General features: G+C 45.4%; 22 protein-coding genes. 13 read left to right on the plus strand and 9 right to left on the minus strand.

Translation table 11 applies throughout. The features are described from left to right. Positions 1 to 9 precede the first annotated feature (9 nt). Positions 10 to 786 (plus strand): NUDIX hydrolase, encoded by a 777-nt coding sequence (locus tag ACMVP2_RS21820; protein WP_416865097.1) that lies wholly within the window; start codon positions 10 to 12, stop codon positions 784 to 786. Positions 787 to 1,070: 284 nt separating this feature from the next. Here ACMVP2_RS21820 and ACMVP2_RS21825 read toward each other — a convergent pair whose 3' ends face one another. Then, positions 1,071 to 1,244, minus strand: coding sequence for a type II toxin-antitoxin system RelE family toxin (locus ACMVP2_RS21825; RefSeq protein ID WP_416865098.1), 174 nt, complete (start codon positions 1,242 to 1,244; stop codon positions 1,071 to 1,073). Further along, positions 1,241 to 1,444: a hypothetical protein gene (locus tag ACMVP2_RS21830; RefSeq protein ID WP_416865099.1), complete on the minus strand. Its 204-nt coding sequence runs from the start codon at positions 1,442 to 1,444 to the stop codon at positions 1,241 to 1,243. The genes ACMVP2_RS21825 and ACMVP2_RS21830 overlap by 4 nt, the downstream gene beginning before the upstream one ends. A 350-nt stretch (positions 1,445 to 1,794) precedes the next feature. On the opposite strand from ACMVP2_RS21830, the gene ACMVP2_RS21835 reads away from it, so the two are divergent. Then, positions 1,795 to 2,010, plus strand: a complete 216-nt coding sequence (locus ACMVP2_RS21835; RefSeq protein WP_416865100.1) for a hypothetical protein — start codon at positions 1,795 to 1,797, stop codon at positions 2,008 to 2,010. Continuing rightward, entirely contained in the window at positions 1,983 to 2,330 is a 348-nt protein-coding gene (locus ACMVP2_RS21840) for a type II toxin-antitoxin system RelE/ParE family toxin (protein ID WP_416865101.1), read from the plus strand. Before ACMVP2_RS21835 ends, ACMVP2_RS21840 begins: the two co-directional genes overlap by 28 nt. Positions 2,331 to 2,414: 84 nt before the next feature. Here ACMVP2_RS21840 and ACMVP2_RS21845 read toward each other — a convergent pair whose 3' ends face one another. The 4 genes from ACMVP2_RS21845 to ACMVP2_RS21860 form a co-directional block, all read right to left on the minus strand. Beyond that, positions 2,415 to 5,636, minus strand: a complete 3,222-nt coding sequence (locus ACMVP2_RS21845) for an error-prone DNA polymerase (RefSeq protein WP_416865102.1) — start codon at positions 5,634 to 5,636, stop codon at positions 2,415 to 2,417. A gap of 212 nt (positions 5,637 to 5,848) precedes the next feature. Further along, the gene (locus ACMVP2_RS21850) at positions 5,849 to 7,348 is read right to left on the minus strand and encodes a Y-family DNA polymerase (RefSeq protein WP_416865103.1); all 1,500 of its coding nucleotides are present in this window, start codon (positions 7,346 to 7,348) and stop codon (positions 5,849 to 5,851) included. Between the two features lie 3 nt (positions 7,349 to 7,351). Beyond that, entirely contained in the window at positions 7,352 to 8,083 is a 732-nt protein-coding gene (locus ACMVP2_RS21855; RefSeq protein WP_416865104.1) for an ImuA family protein, read from the minus strand. Positions 8,084 to 8,210: 127 nt separating this feature from the next. Next, positions 8,211 to 8,696, minus strand: a complete 486-nt coding sequence (locus tag ACMVP2_RS21860; RefSeq protein ID WP_416865105.1) for a DinB family protein — start codon at positions 8,694 to 8,696, stop codon at positions 8,211 to 8,213. A 96-nt stretch (positions 8,697 to 8,792) separates the two neighbouring features. On the opposite strand from ACMVP2_RS21860, the gene ACMVP2_RS21865 reads away from it, so the two are divergent. From ACMVP2_RS21865 to ACMVP2_RS21885, 5 genes are all read left to right on the plus strand, one after another. Next, positions 8,793 to 9,101, plus strand: a complete 309-nt coding sequence (locus ACMVP2_RS21865; protein ID WP_416865106.1) for a type II toxin-antitoxin system RelE/ParE family toxin — start codon at positions 8,793 to 8,795, stop codon at positions 9,099 to 9,101. Positions 9,102 to 9,103: 2 nt separating this feature from the next. After that, complete coding sequence (locus ACMVP2_RS21870; RefSeq protein WP_339793866.1) at positions 9,104 to 9,403, plus strand: HigA family addiction module antitoxin; 300 nt, start codon at positions 9,104 to 9,106, stop codon at positions 9,401 to 9,403. Positions 9,404 to 9,592: 189 nt separating this feature from the next. After that, positions 9,593 to 9,787: a hypothetical protein gene (locus ACMVP2_RS21875; RefSeq protein WP_416865107.1), complete on the plus strand. Its 195-nt coding sequence runs from the start codon at positions 9,593 to 9,595 to the stop codon at positions 9,785 to 9,787. Positions 9,788 to 9,963: 176 nt separating this feature from the next. Further along, complete coding sequence (purT, locus tag ACMVP2_RS21880; protein ID WP_416865108.1) at positions 9,964 to 11,109, plus strand: formate-dependent phosphoribosylglycinamide formyltransferase; 1,146 nt, start codon at positions 9,964 to 9,966, stop codon at positions 11,107 to 11,109. Between the two features lie 150 nt (positions 11,110 to 11,259). Then, on the plus strand, positions 11,260 to 12,387 hold the full coding sequence (locus ACMVP2_RS21885; protein WP_416865109.1) for a hypothetical protein: 1,128 nt from the start codon (positions 11,260 to 11,262) through the stop codon (positions 12,385 to 12,387). A 235-nt stretch (positions 12,388 to 12,622) separates the two neighbouring features. Here the strand turns inward: ACMVP2_RS21885 and ACMVP2_RS21890 are convergent, their stop codons facing one another. The 3 genes from ACMVP2_RS21890 to ACMVP2_RS21900 form a co-directional block, all read right to left on the minus strand. After that, positions 12,623 to 13,627, minus strand: a complete 1,005-nt coding sequence (locus ACMVP2_RS21890) for a DHH family phosphoesterase (protein WP_416865110.1) — start codon at positions 13,625 to 13,627, stop codon at positions 12,623 to 12,625. Between the two features lie 168 nt (positions 13,628 to 13,795). Then, the gene (locus tag ACMVP2_RS21895) at positions 13,796 to 14,713 is read right to left on the minus strand and encodes a sugar phosphate isomerase/epimerase family protein (protein WP_416865111.1); all 918 of its coding nucleotides are present in this window, start codon (positions 14,711 to 14,713) and stop codon (positions 13,796 to 13,798) included. A 162-nt stretch (positions 14,714 to 14,875) separates the two neighbouring features. Continuing rightward, on the minus strand, positions 14,876 to 15,595 hold the full coding sequence (locus ACMVP2_RS21900) for a hypothetical protein (protein WP_416865112.1): 720 nt from the start codon (positions 15,593 to 15,595) through the stop codon (positions 14,876 to 14,878). A gap of 454 nt (positions 15,596 to 16,049) precedes the next feature. On the opposite strand from ACMVP2_RS21900, the gene ACMVP2_RS21905 reads away from it, so the two are divergent. Genes ACMVP2_RS21905 through ACMVP2_RS21925 form a run of 5 tightly spaced genes read left to right on the plus strand, consistent with a single transcriptional unit; the run spans position 16,050 to position 20,363 of the window. Continuing rightward, positions 16,050 to 17,126, plus strand: coding sequence for a helix-turn-helix domain-containing protein (locus ACMVP2_RS21905; protein WP_416865113.1), 1,077 nt, complete (start codon positions 16,050 to 16,052; stop codon positions 17,124 to 17,126). After that, on the plus strand, positions 17,089 to 17,625 hold the full coding sequence (locus tag ACMVP2_RS21910; protein ID WP_416865114.1) for a hypothetical protein: 537 nt from the start codon (positions 17,089 to 17,091) through the stop codon (positions 17,623 to 17,625). Before ACMVP2_RS21905 ends, ACMVP2_RS21910 begins: the two co-directional genes overlap by 38 nt. 22 nt (positions 17,626 to 17,647) lie before the next feature. Next, the gene (locus ACMVP2_RS21915; protein ID WP_416865115.1) at positions 17,648 to 18,427 is read left to right on the plus strand and encodes a hypothetical protein; all 780 of its coding nucleotides are present in this window, start codon (positions 17,648 to 17,650) and stop codon (positions 18,425 to 18,427) included. Then, on the plus strand, positions 18,428 to 19,813 hold the full coding sequence (locus ACMVP2_RS21920; RefSeq protein WP_416865116.1) for a B12-binding domain-containing radical SAM protein: 1,386 nt from the start codon (positions 18,428 to 18,430) through the stop codon (positions 19,811 to 19,813). It abuts the gene before it with no gap. Continuing rightward, positions 19,755 to 20,363, plus strand: a complete 609-nt coding sequence (locus ACMVP2_RS21925) for a uracil-DNA glycosylase family protein (protein WP_416865117.1) — start codon at positions 19,755 to 19,757, stop codon at positions 20,361 to 20,363. The genes ACMVP2_RS21920 and ACMVP2_RS21925 overlap by 59 nt, the downstream gene beginning before the upstream one ends. Positions 20,364 to 20,576 lie beyond the last annotated feature (213 nt).

The following is a 20,576-nucleotide window of genomic DNA, read 5'->3' on the forward strand; positions in this document are numbered from 1 at the left end:
GCTAAAAACATGAACGGCTTGCAGGAAATAAGACATTTTTTGGAGAAGGGGTATCAGGACTACCGGGCTAACGTATCGGTGGATTGCACAATTTTTGGTTACCACGAAGGTAAGCTTCAGGTGCTGCTGCTTAAAAACAAGCTGTTGTCACAATGGAGTCTGCCCGGCGGCTATGTGAAGCATACGGAAAACCTGGATGAAGCTGCTGCAAGGGTAACAGCAGAAAGAACAGGCATCGAAAACCTTTTTCTGAAGCAGTTCAAGGCGTTCGGAGACCCTGACAGAAACAGGCTAGACGGTTTCGACCCTGAGATGCTTTATGAAATGACTGGCGTCAGGGTAAATGAAGATAGTTGGTTGGCTGGTCAGGCTGTCACTATTGGGTTTTATGCCATTACCGACATCGTGCATGCCCAGCCCAAAACCGATATATTTTCAAGTGAAAGCCAGTGGTTTTCTATCGACGAGTTGCCTCGCCTGGCTTTTGACCACAAGGAAATTGTGAGGGAAGCGCTTTTTAACATGAGGATACACCTGTATCATTTTCCGATTGGGAAAAACCTTTTGCCTCAGAAGTTTACTCTGAAAGAGATCAGGCTTTTTTATGAGGTGATGTCTGGCAAAACACTCAATGCTTCCAACTTCCCTAACAAACTTATTTCTATAGGTCTGATAAAAAAGACCGATGAAAAGCTGAAGATCGGCGCTCATCGCTCACCCACCTTCTACACCTTCAACGATGCCGTGTATGAGAAGGCGCTGGAGGAAGGCGTGGTGTTGGTGTAGGCAAGAAAAAATTCTATGCTCTGACGCTGAGCAGAGGCAACTGAGGGTAAGTGTTGACTTTGGTGCGTTCAATTTCTACTGACTAAGCAGCACATTTTTTTGCCGGATCATAAATCCTGGGGTAGAGGCTCAGGGTTGCAAATCCAGAACAGCCGGGTATCAGGTAAAATTCTTTAAAGCTTTTAAATCACTTTATGAAAACTTTTTGTAGATATCCTTTCGATGAGCGAGTGTTGTTACCAGGGCTACTCCCTTGTCAATATAAAACCCTAGCCTATAATCACCTACTCTGATCCTATAAGCGCTTTTAGCCCCTTCATTTTTTTAGCGCTGGGTATCTGGCTGACAGTCTTTGCTTCAATTATTTCTTTGATGGCACCAGCAACTCCTTTTTTTGATATATTGTCAGGAATTCCTTTAAGCTGCTTTTCAAATGATTTGCTAAACTCCAGATTCACTCCAACCCAAGTTTATTAAGAACTTTGGTTTTGTAAGCAAGTCCACTTTGCTTGTCTTCTTCCATCATAGAAAGCAACACTTTGTCTTCCTGTTCTTCCAGGTCAATAAAGGAAATCCCCTCAATGTTAAGGGTTTTTATGAGTTCTAAAAGCTGCCTTGCACCGGGTAAAGAATCGTTTATTTCTATAAAGTGTCGCATAGTATAAAAATAGCAAAATTTGATCAGATCGGTTCTTCTTGCTTCAATTATTGTGTCAGACTGGCGTATAACAGGATAAGTTTACTGAATAGTTGTAGTGTCTCTTCCATAGACGAATTATGAGCCTTATTCTTTCTCCATCACCTAAAATTCCTCCTCCTCAGGAAAGATTTTTCCCTGCACCACTTCTGATCCGGCGCTGAAAGTCATATCTTCACATCTTGCCAAACATGACTAAATAGAGTCACTAGCATGCATTTTTCAGAAATTCATAGCTCTATTTGCCATGACAACGATAAACTGAATGCAAAATGTTAATTTTACAATAGGTCACAGAAGAACCACACATCATGAAAGCAGAAACGCTGAAATTAGGCCTTATTGAACGTGTGATGCAGGTGCAAAAAAAATCTACTTTGGAGCGCATGGACCAGTTGATCACACAGGCAGAGATGGAGACCAGGACACAGGAATCTCTAGAAGCAATCAGCAAAGGAGATACGTTGTCTTTAGATGAGTTTAGCAAGAAGAATAAGGAATGGGCGAAGGAAAACTATACAAAATAGTCATCGCCAGACCTGCCATTATCCGTTATCAGGAGCATGTTTTATCCTACTTGTACGATAACTTTACTTTTGAGCGGGCTAGTAGAATTGATGAAAATATCATAAAGACTGCCAGTACATTATCCAGTAAACCCGCCAGAGGCCGCCGAGAGAAATACCTCCTTGGGGCTGAAGAAGATTTTAGATTTATACTTCATAAGGAAACCAGGTATTTCGAGATAAAGATCATCTACTACATCAAAGAGAAAGAGTCGACAGTTTATATCACCGACTTTTTTCCGACCAGAATGGATCCACAACGGATAATCGACAATCAATAAGTACACTTTTCTTGCAAGCATTTTTAATTTGATTCTCTCAGCGTCTCCTGAAAGGAACTCTTAGGGAAGCTTAATCTCTCTTTACTACCTAAAATTCCTCCCCTCAGGAAAGATTTTTCCCTGCACAATTTCTGGTTTCGGTGATTTCTTGATTTGAGAATAAGGCACGGTAGTTTCATCCGAGCGGGACATGGGCTTCAGCGACAATTCTTGTGCTTGTTTGGCCGTTAGCTGCTGTAGCATTCCTGAAAGATTGAAAAGACGTTTGGCAATCACATGGATGACCTCGCCCTCTTTCTGTAACTGCCCTTCTACCATCAAAAGGCGTGACTGAATGATCTCCTTCCGGTATTTATCGAACAGCTTTTTGAAGACGACAAGGTTGGCGGTGCTGGTTTCGTCTTCAATGGTAATGAAGCAGATACCGCTAGCCGTGCCGGGCCGTTGCCGTACCAGCACCAGCCCGGCTACTTTTACATGATCTTTGTCTTTGGCGTTTGCCAGAGCAAAGTTTGGTGTAATACCCAGCCTGCTCAGCTGCTCTCTCAAAAAACTCACCGGGTGGGCTTTGATAGACAGAGAAGTGGAGGCGTAGTCCTGTATTACATGTTCAGATAGTTGCATTTCAGGAAGGTCAACCTTTTGCTCGTGTTCATTTTGTTGCTGCGAACTGAACAAGGCTTTGTGCAGGTGATCTTTGGTGGAAACTTCCCACAAAGCCTGACGCCGGTCAAGCCCTATCGACCGGAAGGCGTCAGCATCAGCCAATCTTTCCAGAGCACTTTCTGATAGGCCCAGCTCCCTTAATTCATGTACACTGCCATAAGGCCGTGTTCTGCCAGTTATCAATAGTTCCACTTCTTCTTCCTTAAGCCCTTTTACTTGTCGGAAGCCCAGCCTTAAAGTGCAGAAATCACCTTCTTTTTCTTCCAGTTGATAATCCCATCCAGAATGGTTGATGTCTAGTTCTCTGATTTTTACGCCATGATTCTTTGCATCGGTGATGAGTTGAGCCGGTTGGTAGAACCCCATTGGCAGACTATTGAGAATAGCACAGGCAAACACATCCGGGTAATAGCATTTGAGCCAGGAAGAAACATAAACCAACAGTGCAAAGCTCACTGCATGACTTTCAGGAAAGCCATAGCTACCGAAGCCTTCCAGTTGTTTAAACACCCTCTCGGCATATTCCCTTTTGTATCCTTTCTTTGTCATGCCGTTAATGAGCTTGTCACGAAAATAGGAAACCTTGCCCTTGGCTTTGAAGGTTGCCATGCTTCTGCGGAGTTCATCTGCTTCGGCTGGAGTGAATCCTGCAGCAACTATTGCAATACTCATAGCCTGTTCCTGAAAAAGAGGGACGCCCAAAGTTCGGCCAAGAATTTCTCTGAGCTCTTCGGAGGGATACTCTACTTTTTCTTCTCCATTACGTCGCCGAAGGTAGGGGTGAACCATGTCGCCCTGAATAGGACCAGGACGAACGATAGCCACCTCGATGACCAGGTCGTAAAAAGACTTGGGTTTCAGTCTTGGCAGCATCGACATCTGAGCCCGGCTTTCAATCTGAAACACGCCGATGGTATCGGCATGGCAAATCATATCATAGATTTTGGGATCATCCTGAGGGATATTCGCTAATGTAAATTCTTTGTCATAGTGCTTTTTAGCTATATCAAAGGCTTTCCGAATACATGTGAGCATACCCAGGGCCAGTACATCGATTTTCAAGAAACCAAGTGCTTCAATGTCGTCTTTGTTCCACTCGATATTGGTGCGGTCTTCCATGCGGGCATTCAGCACGGGGCACAGGTCGGACAGCTTGCCTTCCGTAATCACAAACCCACCGGTATGCTGTCCTAGTTGTCGTGGGAAGCTGATATATTGTCGGGTCAGCTCCAGTACTTTTTTGATGGTTGGGTCGTCGGGGTTAATTCCCTGACTGATGATGCGGTTTTTGTCAAAACCTTCGTCTTTGAAGTCCCAAATAAGGCTGGATAAACGGGTGATGGTATCCACAGAAAGGCCCATCACTTTGCCCACGTCACGTATAGCCCCCTTGTGGTGCAGCTGAGTGACTGTAGCCACCACCGCAGCACGATCTCTGCCATACTTGTTGTAGATATACTGCATCACTTCCTCCCGTCGTTCGTGTTCAAAGTCCACATCGATATCCGGCGGCTCATTGCGGGCTGCTGAGATGAAGCGTTCAAACAGCAGGTTGAATTTGGAGGGATCTACCGAAGTAATGCCCAGACAATAGCACACGGTAGAATTGGCAGCAGACCCCCTTCCCTGGCAGAGAATGTGCTGCTCTCTGGCATAGCGCACGATATCGTAAACGGTAAGGAAGTACTCAGCATAGTTCATTTGGTCGATGAACTTCAGCTCATAGTTGATGTTGGCTTTGACCTTTGCAGGGATTCCATCAGGAAACATTATATGAGCCCCCTTCCATGTCAGATAAATAAGCTCTTCCTGGGGGGTGCGCCCTTCGCTGGTGATTTCTTTTGGATACCTGTACTTCAGTTGATCCAGGGAAAACTGACACTTCTCAGCAATCACCTGGGTTTGCCAGATGGCTTCCGGGTAGGCCCGGAACAGCCGCTGCATTTCGTCCGCTGGTTTCAGGTAACGTTCGGCATTGGGGTGAAGGCGAAAGCCAGCCTCCTGTATTGTGCATTTTTCACGGGTACAGGTTACCACATCCTGCAATTCCCTTCTGGTGGGGTGGTGGTAATGCACATCGTTAGTAGCAACCAATGAGATGCCAAGTCTTTGTGAAAGCTGATTGAGGCGGTGAAGAAGTTTGAGGTCGTTGCCATCGTAGGGCCTGCTGGCCGCAAGGTGAAGGCTGGCACCTAAGGCTTCCCTGTATTCCTCTAGTTGTGACTTGAAAACCGGGTCAAAATCAAATGTCTCATTCAATTGCAGCGGAGGGATGGCTACCAGCTCCAGGCCTGCTGCATGTTCATATAAGTCCTTTTTATAAAGCTCACATTGCCCTTTTTCGGTTCTCAGGTTGCCTTTGGTAAGTAAAGCGGATAAACCTGCATAAGCATGAATGTCAGCAGGAAAAGCCAGTAAGCTGGGGCCATCCTGCAGGTCGAGCCGACAGGCAGGGATGATGCGGATGTTATGGTTCCTGGCTTCCGTATGAGCTCGTACAATTCCAGCCAGGGTATTGCGGTCGGTAATGGCAATAGCAGAGTAGCCATAGGCTGCTGCCTGTGTCACCAGCTCTTCCGGGTGCGAGGCTCCCCGTAGAAAACTGAAATTGGAGGTGACTTGTAATTCGGTGTAGGACATTGTTTTTATCAGTTCCTTATCCTGGAAGCAGCTCTGAAATTCTTCGTTTTACCCCGACCCTGAGCCGGGCGCCCCTGAAGGGAGCCGAAGAATTTCGCAGCTGCTTCAATTTTGCGTCATAGAGCCTTTTCTTAAGGGTTTAAAGAATGACTAAATCTCATTGAGCTTCCCTCCCTTCAGGGTTGGGGGAAAGGAAGCTTGAAAACATGTTTTCAAGCAAAGAACCCATGCACATACCACTGAAAGCTTTCGTCGTCGTAGTGCCCTGATCGAAACAGCCAAAACCGATGCCCTTCCTTGTCTTCTATCCTGTAATAGTCCCGGTGCTGCCCCTGTTGCAGCCACCATTCCTGCTCAATTCGTTCCGGGCCGTCTGCCCTGGCTACTTCATGCACTTTGCCTTTGTAGCGGAAAAGCATTGGGGGATAATCGGGGATTGGCGCACTGACCTCAATTTTTTCTGGCCTGCTCAATAGCTGGAGGGGCCGAAGCTTATCCACTCTCCATAGGGTGGTTGCTTTTTCTTGCAGTGAAAGGGCAGGCCTGAATGACCTTTCGGGCCAGTAATGCTCGTCGGGGAGGTAGCGCTGAACCGACTTTGCCCCGAACTTGCCAGCCAGCTTATCCACCAGCTCCGACAGCCGCATATCGTCCAGTCCGCCAGTTTCTTCCCACAACTGTTCTTGCTCAGGCAGAAGTTCTTCTACTTTAGGTGCTTCCAGAATGAATAGCTCAATGCCCAACGCAGGCTCCAGCGTCGATATTTTGACCTCAAAGAGCTTAAAAAGATGAATGACATGATGGGTTGGCCTGCTGGTGCCAATATCTAGTTGTACCACCTTTCCATCTACCCGGTAGCCTTTAAATACTGCCGCTCTTAACCCTTTCTGTTCCTGTCTTAGCCGGAGGCAGAGTGTTTCCAGCAGTCGCTCCAGTGCGATCTCTATGCCTTTAGCAGTAACGATAGGCTCCAGACAAGGAAGTCGTTCCTGGTAGGGCTCCACAGGCTGTATAGGCTCCATCCTTTCCTCTAAGGCACCAGTTGCCTGGTCGATACGCAGCAGCATTTGTGCCCCAAAACGCCTTCGAAGAGTAGCACGTGGCATGCTTATGAATTGATGCAGCTGATGTAACCCCAGCTTGTGAAGTCGCTCAAGGGCTTCAGGCTCCAGCCGGAGAGCCTCAGGAGGTAAGCTCATAAGTACTTCATGGTGTTTCCCGCTTTCTATGATGCCCGGCCCACGGCTGTACCTGGCGATTGCCCATGCTGCTCCGATGGTGTCAGCCATGGCCGCCCTCACCCGGCAGCCATGGGTTTCAAACTTCTGCTGAATGTCAGTTACATAATTTGCATCTCCTCCCCAAAGATGGGAGCATCCTGAGGCATCAAGCAAAAGTCCATCCGGCGGATCGATAGCCACGTTGGGAGCATAGCGAATGCTCCATTCGCCCAGGCGCCTGAGCAGCTTGAGCATAAGCTCCGGCTGATCATCCAGTGCTACTACAGAAGGTACTGCTGCTCTGGCATCGGCCAGCACCATGCCATCACTGATACCTTTGGCCCTGGCGATAGCATTCGAAGCTGAAATCACCATTCTGCCGTGGGAAGGCGTGCGCAAAACGAACGGTATCTTTCTCAGCTCTGGCCGACGGAGGGAGAACCAGTCCGTGGAAAGGTAACGGAACCATATAGAAACAAATCTTTTCCCCATGGTTCAGCCTGCTTTGCGTTCTTCCGGTTCAAAATGATGTAGCGCTTTCTCAGCTACTGTTTTCAGCTGGCCTTCCATCCACTTTACATCCCAGGCACCCGGCTTGCCATTTCGCACCCGTTGCAACTCCACTCTCCATTGTGGGTACCCCACACCGGGAAGGTCGTCAACGACCTCGCCGGGAAGGGAAGCTATTTTCCATCGGGATACACAAGCTGTTGTTGTTAATTTTTGACTGAAAGGTCGGATCACAAAACCAGTGACGCAGCTTTCTTCTACTGCGAGCTGCAACCTGCGGGAGGAGGTGAAGTCCAGGGTGGGCATTTCACCCACGACAGCGGCAACGGAAGTGCATTTCAAACCTTCTTCCACTGCCCACCATACATCCTTTTCTTTCTTCAGGTCAATAAAGATGAACCTTTCAGGAGAGATGCCGAAACTTTTTAGCGCAGGAGGGAAGAGTGTTCGGGAGGTGCTGATCCATAAAGCGATTCCATTAGCACCTGTAACATTGCTCAGGAGAGAAGCGACAAAGCCGCTGGTGGCTGCAATGTCTTCTTCACCTGCAGGAAGAAATTCGTGGACAGCCCCCAAAGGGAAGACACCATGAGGGAACGCCGCATCCATCAGGCCCAGGTTCAGTCGGGTGGTGGTATTCCCCGGCGACTTGAACCCCTGTAGCCGGAGAATGTCGGATTGTAAAGAAGAAAGTATGTCAGCCCTTCTCTGTTGCATGGAGTCTCATTTGCTTATAAAAGCTAATTATTTTAGTTTTCAAACATACTAAAAACCAATATAATTAGCAATTAGAATCAGGTTCTAAAATAATTAGGACCCTGACATTTTGGGGCTGACTGTACGGCTATCCTCTCGGTTTCAAAAATGCCAGCTGACCCAAATGGTTGGCTAAGTGAGCTGTGCGGTTCATTACCAGGTTTAGCTTGTTTCTGTGTGGTTCTTTGGCAAAGTCTTCTTCAGTCACAGCAGTATGCCTAGTAAACCAATCGTCGGCAGTAAATTTTTCAAATGCTGCTGAAAGCGCTGAGTTTACTTTATTCCAGGCTGTTCTTAATTCTGGAATAGGTGTGTTTTGGCCTGACTTGTCCGGGGTTCTTACGTAGGGCTCATAAAGTTCGGGATAGAGCTTTTCTCCAATACTTAGCAGTGGAATCATGTTGTCGTGCACCGCTGCGAGGTGGCCAAGCAGGTATGTGCCGGTGTTTCGGTTTGGGGCTACTTCAGCAGCGATTTGCTCATCGCTGAGGCCATCGAAAAGTTTGTTGGTACGTTCAATGTAGATGTTCCAGGCGTCAAGGGCCATTTTGATAAAAAGTTCTTGTTGGTTCATTGGGATGTATGGTTTTGCACAAAATAGAAACTGATGATTGATAAGGAAGAAGTGGGGGTGAAAAGTTCGGGAGAAGAAATTTATTGATAGTATCGAATGAGGATAGTATCTTTATTTGATACTATGATCGTTAACTTTGCAGATAAAGACACTCAACGTGTTTGGGAAGGCACAGGAACCAGAAAGTGGCATCCTGACATTCAAAGATTGGCAATGAGAAAGTTGTTTATTATTCATGCTGCGGGTAGTATTAATGACCTGATAGTGCCTCCAGGAAACAGACTTCACCGACTAAAAGGAGATATGAAGGAGTATTGGGCTATAAGAGTTAATGATCAATGGCGAATCATTTTCAAATGGATCGAAAATAAAGCCTGTGATGTTGAGATAATAGATTACCACTAGATATGAAAGCAATTAACAATATTCACCCAGGTGAAATCTTGCAACTGGAATTTCTTGAACCGATGGGGCTCACGGCTTACCGCCTGGCGAAAGAAATAGGAGTTCAGCAAACGAGAATTAGCCAGATTATGGGTGGTAAGAGGTCAATTACCGCAGACACTGCCATTCGTCTAAGTAGATTTTTTGGCACCACAGAAGAATTCTGGATGAATTTGCAGCGAGAGTATGATTTAAGGAAGGAGCATGCCGAGAAACAGTCGGAGTTTGATAAGATTCAGAAGTTCGAATTCCACGAAGTTTAGATAGAAATACTGACTAATAAACGCTACGCCCCTCATGAAAAAAATACTCCTTCTCGGCTCGGGAGAACTCGGGAAAGAATTTGTGATCAGTGCCAAAAGGCTGGGCTGCTGATCAAAAAAGATTTTGCAACAGTGGGTTAGGGGAAAGTACCAAAGTCTTGTATAAGAGAATTCTCAGTATATTTGAATATGGATGAGGTGATAACATACAGGGACATTACCAGGAAGAAGGCTCAATCAAAATCAGAGTCTCTATCAGACGATGAAGCCATGGCAAGAGTACTTGATCTGATGGATTTTTATGCTGCTTTAAAGGCCGCCAATGAAGACTTGAAAGATGACTCCTCAGACATCCTATGGATTGAACTAAAAGAAGCCAAATGATTTCTAATGAAATCAGAGAGTCACTCCGGCACGCTTGCTCTGCTCTAAACAAACATGGTGTTGAATACATGCTGATTAGCGGAATTGCGGGTGGTTTCCACGGTTACCAAAAGCTCTCAGGTGTTGCTGAATATGACATTTTGGAATATAAGCCTGATCTTGATTAGTCTGAACCCATGAAAAAAATACTCCTTCTCGGCTCTGGAGAACTCGGAAAAGAATTTGTGATCAGTGCTAAAAGGCTGGGCTGCCATGTGGTGGCCTGCGATAGCTATACGGGTGCGCCAGCCATGCAGGTGGCCGATGAAAGCGAGGTTTTTAGCATGCTTGATGCAGCGAAGCTGAGAGAAGCTGTCGAGCGACACCAGCCAGACCTTATAGTGCCGGAAATAGAAGCCATCCGTACCGAGGTGCTGGTAGAAATGGAAAAGGAAGGCAAGAACATAGTGCCGAGTGCCCGGGCCGTGAACATGACTATGAACCGTGACCGCATCCGTGACCTGGCAGCCGACCTTGGCGTTCGTACAGCCCGGTTTGCTTATGCGGAGTCGGCGGAGCAGCTAATGAACGAGGCTAAAACTATCGGCTTTCCCGTGGTGATCAAGCCAGTGATGAGCAGCAGCGGCAAGGGACAAAGTGTGGCCCAAACAGCCGACGACATCCAAAAAAGCTGGGACTATGCCTGCGCTGGCATGCGGGGCGACCGCCAGCGGGTGATTGTAGAGGAGTTCATCAGGTTTGACTACGAGATAACGCTGCTTACTGTGAGACAGAAGAATGGGCCAACACTTTTCTGCGACCCAATAGGCCATGTACAGGAACGGGGCGACTACCAGTACAGCTGGCAGCCTCAGCCCATGACAGATAAATTCCGACAAGACGCTGAAGCAATGGCCAAAGCAGTAACTGATGACCTGGGAGGCGTAGGCATCTTCGGCGTAGAGTTCTTTGTTACTAAAGACGAAGTGATTTTCAGCGAGCTCAGCCCACGGCCTCACGACACCGGCATGGTGACGCTAGTTAGCCAAAACCTCAGCGAGTTCGATTTACATGCCAGGGCCATTCTTGGCTTGCCGATTCCCAATATTACAGTAACCGAAGGTGCCAGTGCTGTGGTGCTGGCTACAAAGGACGGTGTGTCCCCAACCTACACCGGGGTGGAAGCAGCGATGTCCGAGCCCGATGTTGACGTTCGCATTTTCGGCAAACCTACCACAAGGCCATATCGCAGAATGGCAGTGGTGCTGGCTAAGGCTGATGACGCTGTCGCCCGTGCGAGAGCCGCTGCCGCAAAGATCAAGGTGGTTACCAAAGAGATTTGATTGTATCCTGCCGGGTAGAAGTCTCCCGCCTGTGATTTGATCCTGTCGGTTTTTATCTCAAAACTGCTATGAACGGCAGTGGAGTGTTCGGGGAAAAGCGCTACTTTAAACGTTCTATTTTCTTTGTCGCATTACCTAAACTATCTGAAGATGAAATTTGTCCGTTATGCCTTTGCGCTTGTCATCCTTTTCGTGTGTGCTAAATGTAAAACCACCACAGAGCCTGGTCAGGCAGAACAAACGAAAGAGTGGTTGACCTTTGAAGGAAAGGCTGACATGCCAAATATAGTCCTGGTTTCCGGTGACGAGGAGTACCGATCAGAAGAAGCTTTGTCTCAATTGGCGAAAATCCTTTCTTCACGCCATGGGTTCAATTGTACCGTTCTGTTCGCACAGGACCCAGCCATGCCTGGAATAGTAAACCCCAACTATGTGCGAAACATACCAGGAACTGAGGCCCTCGACACCGCCGATCTGATGGTCATTTTTACCCGCTTTCGAGCTTTACCGGATCAGCAAATGCGGTACATCGATAATTATTTAAAAAGTGGAAAGCCAGTGATTGGAATGAGAACGGCTACCCATGCATTCAATTTCGCAGCTGCAGATTCCACCTCAAGCTGGACACACTATGGTAATAACTACGATGGTGAGAATGAATGGAAGGGTGGATTTGGCAGACTGGTGCTGGGAGAGAAATGGATTTCGCACCATGGCAACCATAAAAATCAAAGTACCCGGGGAGTGGCAGTATCGGGTGCTGAGGGTCATCCCATTCTTAATGGCATCGGGGAGGGGGAAATATGGGGGCCAACCGATGTGTACGGCGTTAGGTTGCCTCTGCCCGGCGATTCACAACCTATCGTGCTGGGGCAGGTGGTCAACCGGGAGGGTGAGTATGCAGAAGATGATGTACTGTACGGCATGCGCTTTACAGACAATGAGGTAGCTGGCGTTGAGGTGGAGAAAGACAAAGAGGGGAACGAAAAAACAATAACCAAGAACGATCCAATGATGCCTGTAGCATGGATAAAAAGCTACCAGATTCCAGGAGGGCAGCCGGGAAAAGTATTTGCCACTACCATGGGAGCTGCCACCGACCTTTTGACGGAGGGGACCCGCCGGATGATGGTCAACAGCGTTTTTTGGAGCCTTGACCTCCCGGTTCCTGAAAAAGCCAATGTAGACACTATAGGAGTTTATCAACCCAGTCAGTTCGGTTTTCATGACGACCAGTATTGGCTGGACAAAAACTTGAGTGTGAAATCGCTGCAATAACCTTGGCGATGTAGGTTCGGTGCGTTCAGATGGATGCACTCAGAGTCTCTCGCAGAAGACTCCAATGCTATTAGGTTAAGAGCATTTTACCCTGGCCGGGCGCCCCTTAATCCCTAAAGGGCTCTGCTAATGACAATTCACTCGCCCTTCAGGGTCAGGGGTAAAAATAGAATTGGTACAAGGAACCTCTTAACTTAATAGCATTGTAGAGGATCTTGAAGGAAGTGTGTTTTGGCTATTGAATTGAGAAGTACGTCGGAATCAAACCTTTGATTTTGGCAATTGTTTCGTCCACTGACAACTCACTCATTCCCCCGGCGGCGTTGGCGTGCCCACCTCCATTGAAATGCTCTGAAGCCAATACATTCACCGGGTTTTCTTTCCCTTTGGAACGGAACGATATTTTCATGATGCCGTCACGCTCGGTAAATACAATGGCAGCTTTCATGCCTTTGATTGACAAAGCAAGGTTGGCCAGGCTGTCCGTATCGCCCTTTTTATAATTGTATTTTGCAAGCTCTTCTTTTGTCAGAGAAATGATAGAGACTTGGTAGTCTTCCATGACTTCCAGTTTTTCGGCCATGGCATAGCCTTGCAGACGCAACCGGCTCGCCGTATTGTTGTCGTTAAGCATCTCATGTACAAGGTGATGTTGCACGCCTGCGGCTAAAAGCTTAGCCAGTATTTCATGAGTGCGGGGCTGCACGGACAAAAACCGAAAGCTCCCCGTATCCGTCAGAACACCGAGGTACAGAGGAGTGCCGATTTTTTCATCGAGTAAGTCACCATGTTCTGATTGCTCGATCAACTCTGCGATCAATTGTGAGGTAGAGGAAGCGGAGGTCTCCGAAACAACAATGGTGGGGAAATCTTGCGGATGCAGGTGGTGATCAATCATGATCTTTTTGCTGGTAGTGGACTCCAGCAGGTTTTGCATTTCAGGCCCCACCCGGTCGGTGCTATTGTAGTCCAGGCAAAAGATTAGATCAGCTTTTTGAAAGGCTTCTGTTACTTTCTCAGGGTTGTCGCTCATGAGCACAATAGGAGAGGTGTCCAACCAGTATAAAAAGTCGGGTGCTGCATCGGGATGGCAAATCGTAGCCTTTTTACCCAGCTTTTCTATAAAATACAAGAGCCCCAACGAGCAGCCCACCGAATCTCCATCGGCAGATTTGTGGGAGGTGATAACGATAGAAGAAGCGGCAAGTATTTCGGCTTCAATTTGTTGGTAAATGTTCATTGTGTGGAGCTCTTGTTATGACGGTTTCATTTTTCCGCCCTATTGAGTTGATATCGTTGCGATTAAGAAGGAGTAAAAGAAAAAGCCAACCCTCGGGTCGGCTTTCGCTTTTGCAAGTTTTCACTTCACTCAGAGTCTCTCGAAGAGGACTCTGAGTTGGTCATATATTTATTTGAACCCAATGTCAGCCAAACCTTTGTGGCTGATGTTGATGGCCTCAAAAGGAGGCAGACCGAAGGTGGCGTCCTGCTCTACCATGTAGAACTCCATACCTGACTGAGCTTTGGCTGCCAAGATCTTCTTAAAGTCGATGCTTCCGGTGCCAACTGGAGCAAAATTACCTTCTGCATTCATGTCTTTCACATGCCATGCCTTGATGCGACCCGGGTACTTTTCGAAGTAAGCCAGCGGGTCAGCGTCTGCTTTGGTTACCCAGAAAAGATCCATTTGGAAGTTCACAACATCGGCGTTGCAATTTTCCAGCAAATAGTCGATCAGCACGGTACCGTCTTCCATAGGCTTAAATTCAAAGTCGTGGTTGTGATAGAGTAGCTTCAAACCAGCTGCCTTACATTTTTCGCCCAGTGTGTTAATAATTGTGGCTAATTCAGCAGGAGTACCCTTCATTCCCATGGTTCTCTCCTCACGATTGAAAGTGAACATGCCCATAGGTGGCACAGGAATAACGAAATACTCAATGCCGGCGGCCTTAGTATCTGCGATGAGCTGGTCAGCGTTCTCCAACGTTACCATGCCCATGTGAGCGCTTTTTGCTGTTAACCCAAGCGTGGCAAGGTAAGCTTTGAAGTCAGCAGGTACCATGCCATAGAACTTGCCTTCTTCATAATTGGCTGCTTCTACGTAGGCGTAGCCAGCGTCAGCTACTGCCTGTAGCGTAGCTTTCGGATCGGTAGCCATGGAGTCACGCACGGTGTACAGCGCCAGACCGCCAAATGAAGCAGGCATTGCTTGCACTGTGTCGGCGGCTTCGGCGTTTCCTTCATTGCTTTTTTTGGTGCTGCAAGAAGTGAAACCAAGCACTAATGCCAATAGAAAGGTAAAGCTTAAGAATAAATGACGTTTCATATAAGTTGAGTGTTTAATGCGTCGAAGTTACGCAAGTTCAGGGGAAATGGAAGGTTTTTGTTGATAACAGGGTAGCGCAACTGATATGTAAGGGACTTAGCATGGCGAAAATCTGCTTTCAAACATGTTCATTTCATCATGAGAAGCCTTACGTCGTTATCATTATTTCACCAGCCATTCATTTTGCTCTTCAATAATCATGGCCAGGCAGGCAGCTGCCATTTTTAGCTTTTGATCAGCTGGCAAATCAGACGATATCCAGACATTTCGCTTGGGAGTAGCTTGCACGGCACCAATTTCAACGTCTCCCTTGTAGATAGCAAAGCCTACCCAAAGAGTAAATGGCGCTACCCTGCCGTTGTCCATTCTCTTTACAGGTACCAGTTTGTATTCCTCAGTATCTGTTTTGATAGCCCCGGTGAAAACGCCGTTGGCCACAGAGGCCGCCAGCCCCCAGGTAAGTGTGTCGGCGCTGGAAGTAATGAGTGCCGTGATGTTCCGAGACCCTTGCGACATGGTAATGTTGGGGAACCAGGAGTTTTGTGAGCTTTGCACCAGTCCGTCTTTCGACATGTTGACGACGGCGGTGTCGCTTGCACTATTGATCATCGTGAAGGCCAGCTGCTGGCTGGAGGAAGAAATAGTGCCCTGCACATTGCTTCTGCTATTGGTAGTAAGCCAGCCAGCCTTGGACGACACGATTTTGTATTCATCGAAGTAGTAATAGGGCACCGCTTTCATTCCTTTATACCTGACCTGCTGAGGGTTGGCTTTGGCGCTTAGCGAGGGGTCGATTTGCATGATCATTTGCGCATTCACTACTGACAGTGATGCCATAGAAATAAAGGCCGCTGCTGCGATTTTGGTTAGAAAACATCTCATAGAAAGGTACAGGTTAAAAGCGTTGAAGGACGAGTCAATTTTTGCGTGAATATGGAGGATAGTTGGGGAATTATTGATAGGGGAAGGGGCAATATTTTTTATTTGGGGTTGAGGGATTTCGGCGCCCACGTCCTGTTCACTGAAGAGGTGTAAAAAAAACGAATGCAGGTGCAGGTCCGTCGGGGGACAGACCGAGGAGGTAAATATTTCAAGCTGAAATCTTGGTGGATGAAACCAGTAAATTTCGTCGCCGCTAAATTTTCGGAAGGTTAGGTGAGTTATGTTAATGGACGGCAATGAAAAATTATGCGTATTTGAATAGTAATTTGGGATGGGTCACAAAAATTATTTGAAATTTGCTCTATTTTTTGGTATACATACAAATTACTAAAAATAATCACATGGTTGACAATTGAATGTAATTTTGTATATTTGTCAACTCACAATATTGATCATGTTCGCAATAGACCCTCAAGTATTTGGAACTAGGTTGAAGAACGCCAGAAAAATGGCTGGGATGTCTCTACAGCAATTGTCTGATGCTGTTACAAATCAAATTACTAAGCAGTCGCTAAGTAAGTATGAACTTGGTTTGATGAAGCCTACCGCTGAGTTAATATTCGCTATTTCTAAGGTTCTTTCGGTTAAGCCTGACTATTTCTTGAAGCAAGGGATTTTGGAACTTGGAGATATCTCATTTAGAAAGCGAGTGGCTTTATCCAAGGGAAATGAGGAATTAATAGTGGAGCAAGCTAAGGACTATGTGGAGAGATACTTAGAGCTGGAATCTTTACTTGGTATTGAGCAATTCTTTAGAAACCCACTAGGTGAACAGGAAATTTCCGACAAGAGCGATCTTAGGAAGGCTGCGGCGCAATTGAGGTCAGTTTGGGAAATTGGGACTGGCCCGATATCCAACTTAGTTCAACTACTCGAACTCAAGGGCATAAAAATTCAACTGGTCAAAGTCTCTGATGATTTTGATGGGTTAGCAGCGCATTCGGTAAACGGCATACCTATAGTTGTTGTTAATACTTTTAACCGATCAATAGAGAGAATTCGATTTACCATTCTTCACGAGTTAGCACATCTACTTTTGAATCTTCCGCCGGAAGTAATGGCTCAAAATAAGCTTATTGAGGAATACTGTCACTACTTTTCGAGTTGTTTTCTTCTACCGGAAAAGGCTCTCTTCGAAAGAATCGGAGGCCCAAAAAGAAGTTATATTTCTATTAATGAGTTAATAGAGATCAAAGAGCAATTTGGAATATCAATAAGAGCGATTGTTCATAGGTTACAGTCTTTGGAAGTAATCAATTCCACTTACTATCAAAAATGGATGGTTTACATGAGCAAGACCTATGGCTCAAAAAACGAACCGGGAAGTTTTAAAGGAGAGGAACGCCAAGTTCAGTTTGATATGCTCATTAATAGGGCGTTATCTGAGGGTGTCATAAGTTTTAGTAAAGCCGCTTCGTTGTCAAACCGAAGTATTGAAGAAATTATGGAGGGCTACAGGAGTGTCAAATGAAACGAATATCCTTGTAAAGGATGCGTGCATGCTCTTTGATATGATCCGCTTGGATTTGATGGAACACTTCTTCGAATTGGGCTATGAAGTGTTTACGACTCAAGCGGTTGTCGATGAGATAACTGATCAGCGCCAATACTCCATAGTGGGGAAGTATGTTTATGAGGGACGTATGGTTGTCGATTCAACGCCTGATAATGATCAAATCTTTGAACTCGCATTCGAGAATCGTGGGCTAAGCCTAGTTGATTGCTCAGTTCTCGACTTAGCCCGAAGGAAGAATGGAGTTATTTTAAGCTCAGATAGCAGCTTAAGGAGGGCTTCGGAACGTATGAAGATAGAGGTACATGGAATACTTTGGATTATCGATATGTTGATTTCAGGGGAAATTATTTCAGGAAGTATAGGTATATTTAAACTGCAAGAGTATCGAAAAATAAACCCAAGGGCTCCGATAAAGGAGATAGATGATAGAATTGAACAATTGTCGCAGTGCTAGAGGCGTTAATATTTGAACTAATATGGAAAGTGGTCTACTTATTGGATTTCTGCTAGCAAGCGCTTCAATAGTAATTGGAGCGTTTTTAGGAGTTTTAGGTAATTGGCTTATTTCAGAGTATAATAAATCTGGATGGGTGTCTGTATTCTATATGATCGGTGTATTAACGCTATTGTTCCCAGTTGGTACTGCGTTTTTTTATTGGGAAGAAATTTCTAATTGGTTAGGGCTATTGGCGGCTACGCTATCGGTTTCAGCATCTATTGGTTTGATGATCTTTATGCGAACGAAAATTCGTACTAAGAACATTTATAAGTCGGACGAGGTAGATCCAATAATGAATAGGTTTACTGATGATGCGGATAATACGGAAATTAAGCTTTTTGGTGGAGACTTAAGCTTTTTTGGAGAATCTGAAAGAAAAATAAATGAAAACTCTCAGTATTTAAAACTAAAGGCTAGGGGCTTTAATGTAATTCAAATTTTGTGTGAAAATCCGACCAGGAACGAAACCAAATTTAGATACGGGAAGATAATTACTGATCTTCCTAAAGCTGAGTTGAGGTTCTATGATCCAAAGGACGCCGACTTAAGAATTAGGGGCCGAATAGCAAAAATGGGAGGATCGGATCGCCTTGTAATATTTGACAAAATTGAATCCAAGTTATACAAGGTGATTCAGACGGATACAGCTAACTCAAATGGAGTACTTTATAACAGTATCTGGAATTTGATTTGGGAGCTGGCTATTCGGCCTACACCTGCCGAATTGGATGAATACAGGAAACTATACCAAGGTTAAATGATTAAAGTTGTCAATTCGCCGCTCTTTAGGGAATCTAGTTCTCGCTATGACGAAGATTCACTTCCTCCAATTGGTTTAGGATATATTGCGACTCATCTACACAATAATGGTATCGATGTAGAAATTATTGATGCTGTAGCTGAAAATATTACTCTCCAAGAATTAATTGACAGGCTTTCAAGTGCAAGACCTCAATTTATAGCATCAAACATCTTTACAACAAATTACAGATTGGTACAAGAGTTAGTTGAGTCAATCGAATTTGCAACACATTTTATTATTGGGGGGCTATCGACAAAGGATCTTTACAAAGAAATAATCAATTGGAAAACTGATAGTCAAATTGATATTGTCACCGGAGACGGGGAATTGATAACATTAGACATTGTAAAAAACTGTGTAAGGGAGATTCCTTTTCTGGAGTTGCAAAAAAGGAGAGTCTTCAATGTATTTAGCAACTCAGCTTATTATGTTGACAATATAGATGACGTTGCACTCAATCGAACTTTTTTTAAAAATGAGCCTGTAATTCACCCCTTTGGATTTAACGAAGCAAATATAATTGCCAGTAGAGGTTGCATCTTTAACTGTACATTCTGTGCTGCAGCTAGGTCTTTGAATAGTGAATATGGAATACGAGAAAGGTCTGCAGAGTCATTAATTTGTGAACTGGCTAGCATTAAAGAGTTATTTCCCAGCGTAACATCAATTAGAGTCTTGGATGACCTCTTTCTTAAAAATGGCAGGCACGTTGAATTTGCAACGAGGGTGTTTTCCAATTTCCAATTTAAATGGCGTTCCATGGCTCATGTCACTACTTTTAACAAAGTCGACAACGCTAAATTGGTGGCGATGAAAGACAGTGGGTGTGATGAGCTATTCATAGGAATCGAGTCGGGCTCTCCTAAGATTCTTCGGGCGATAAATAAAACTCATCAGGTCAACACCATTGTAAGAAACCTGACCGGAGTAATGCGGGCGGGAATAAATATAAAAGGTTACTTTATTTATGGTTTTCCTGATGAGTCTAAGGAAGATATGGAATTAACCTATGAGCTTGCTTTACAGCTAAAAGAGATGTCTCTAAGATATGGTGTCAATTTCAGAACCAGCGTATTTCAATATCGTCCTTATCATGGAACTGCAATTTTTCACGACCTTGAATCCAATGGGCTTATTACTGAGGCTTTGAAGATAGAGCCTGATCATGAGCTTTCTGCTCTTATAGGAAGGTTGCAGTTTAATTTTCACACCGTCAATCACTCCCTGGTTGACTTGTCGGACGTGCACAACTATATTTACCGCACGACCAATCTCACATCCGTTGAAACACTTTCCAAAATTAACCGACACTCTAAACCCAGTAGGAAAGAAGCACTGTAAATCTTGCGGTCTTTATCTTAATCAATATCCTGCTCTGGATAAGTTTAAAGCGGCAGGAGTTTTTTGGGTAGGTCTTTCCGCCGTGAAATTTGATGAGGGGTCTTCAAAACAGCCACTTTCTCCAGAAACAAGATCGGGGGAATTGATTTTGAATATGGAAGATAAGTTTAAAGAAGTGATTTCCTTTTATAGGACTAATTTGGTTAAATGCCTTCCATGGAATAACAGCACCGGGAAGATTAGATATCCCTTAAAGCCAGAAATGGAAAAGTGCTTCGCCAATCTTCTGTCAGAAATCGAAGAATTGCAACCCGCCGTCGTATTTCTACTAGGAAAGCAGGTGTCTGATTTTGTGCTTTCCAAGTACTCGATTAAAACTGGAGAGCCAAGTGGTGAGTTTGAGTATAATAGTTACTCTTTCGGCGGATTTGAATTTGTGCCTGTTCATCACCCATCTTATATTTTGGTGTATAAGAGAAGGTTTGTGGCTAATTATATAGCCGGTATCAGCAAACACTTGCAAAGGCTTTTGGAAATGAGTGCTATATAATGCGTTAGATGTTCGAACGTTACGGGCAAACCCTGACTCTCATCTCATCAGCCCTACCACCGGCGTCACCTTTTTCTATCACCAAACCATGGCATGGCTTGCCGCAATTTCCCCAACTGGTTCTGGCTTTTTCCTCAAATACTATCACAGCCCAAATCAACCTCCGTCCCCTCTCCGAATAAGCACATAGCCCAGTGATCCGGTGGTGGCGAT

This window comes from Imperialibacter sp. (assembly GCF_048007035.1).
Classification (GTDB): Bacteria; Bacteroidota; Bacteroidia; order Cytophagales; family Cyclobacteriaceae; genus Imperialibacter.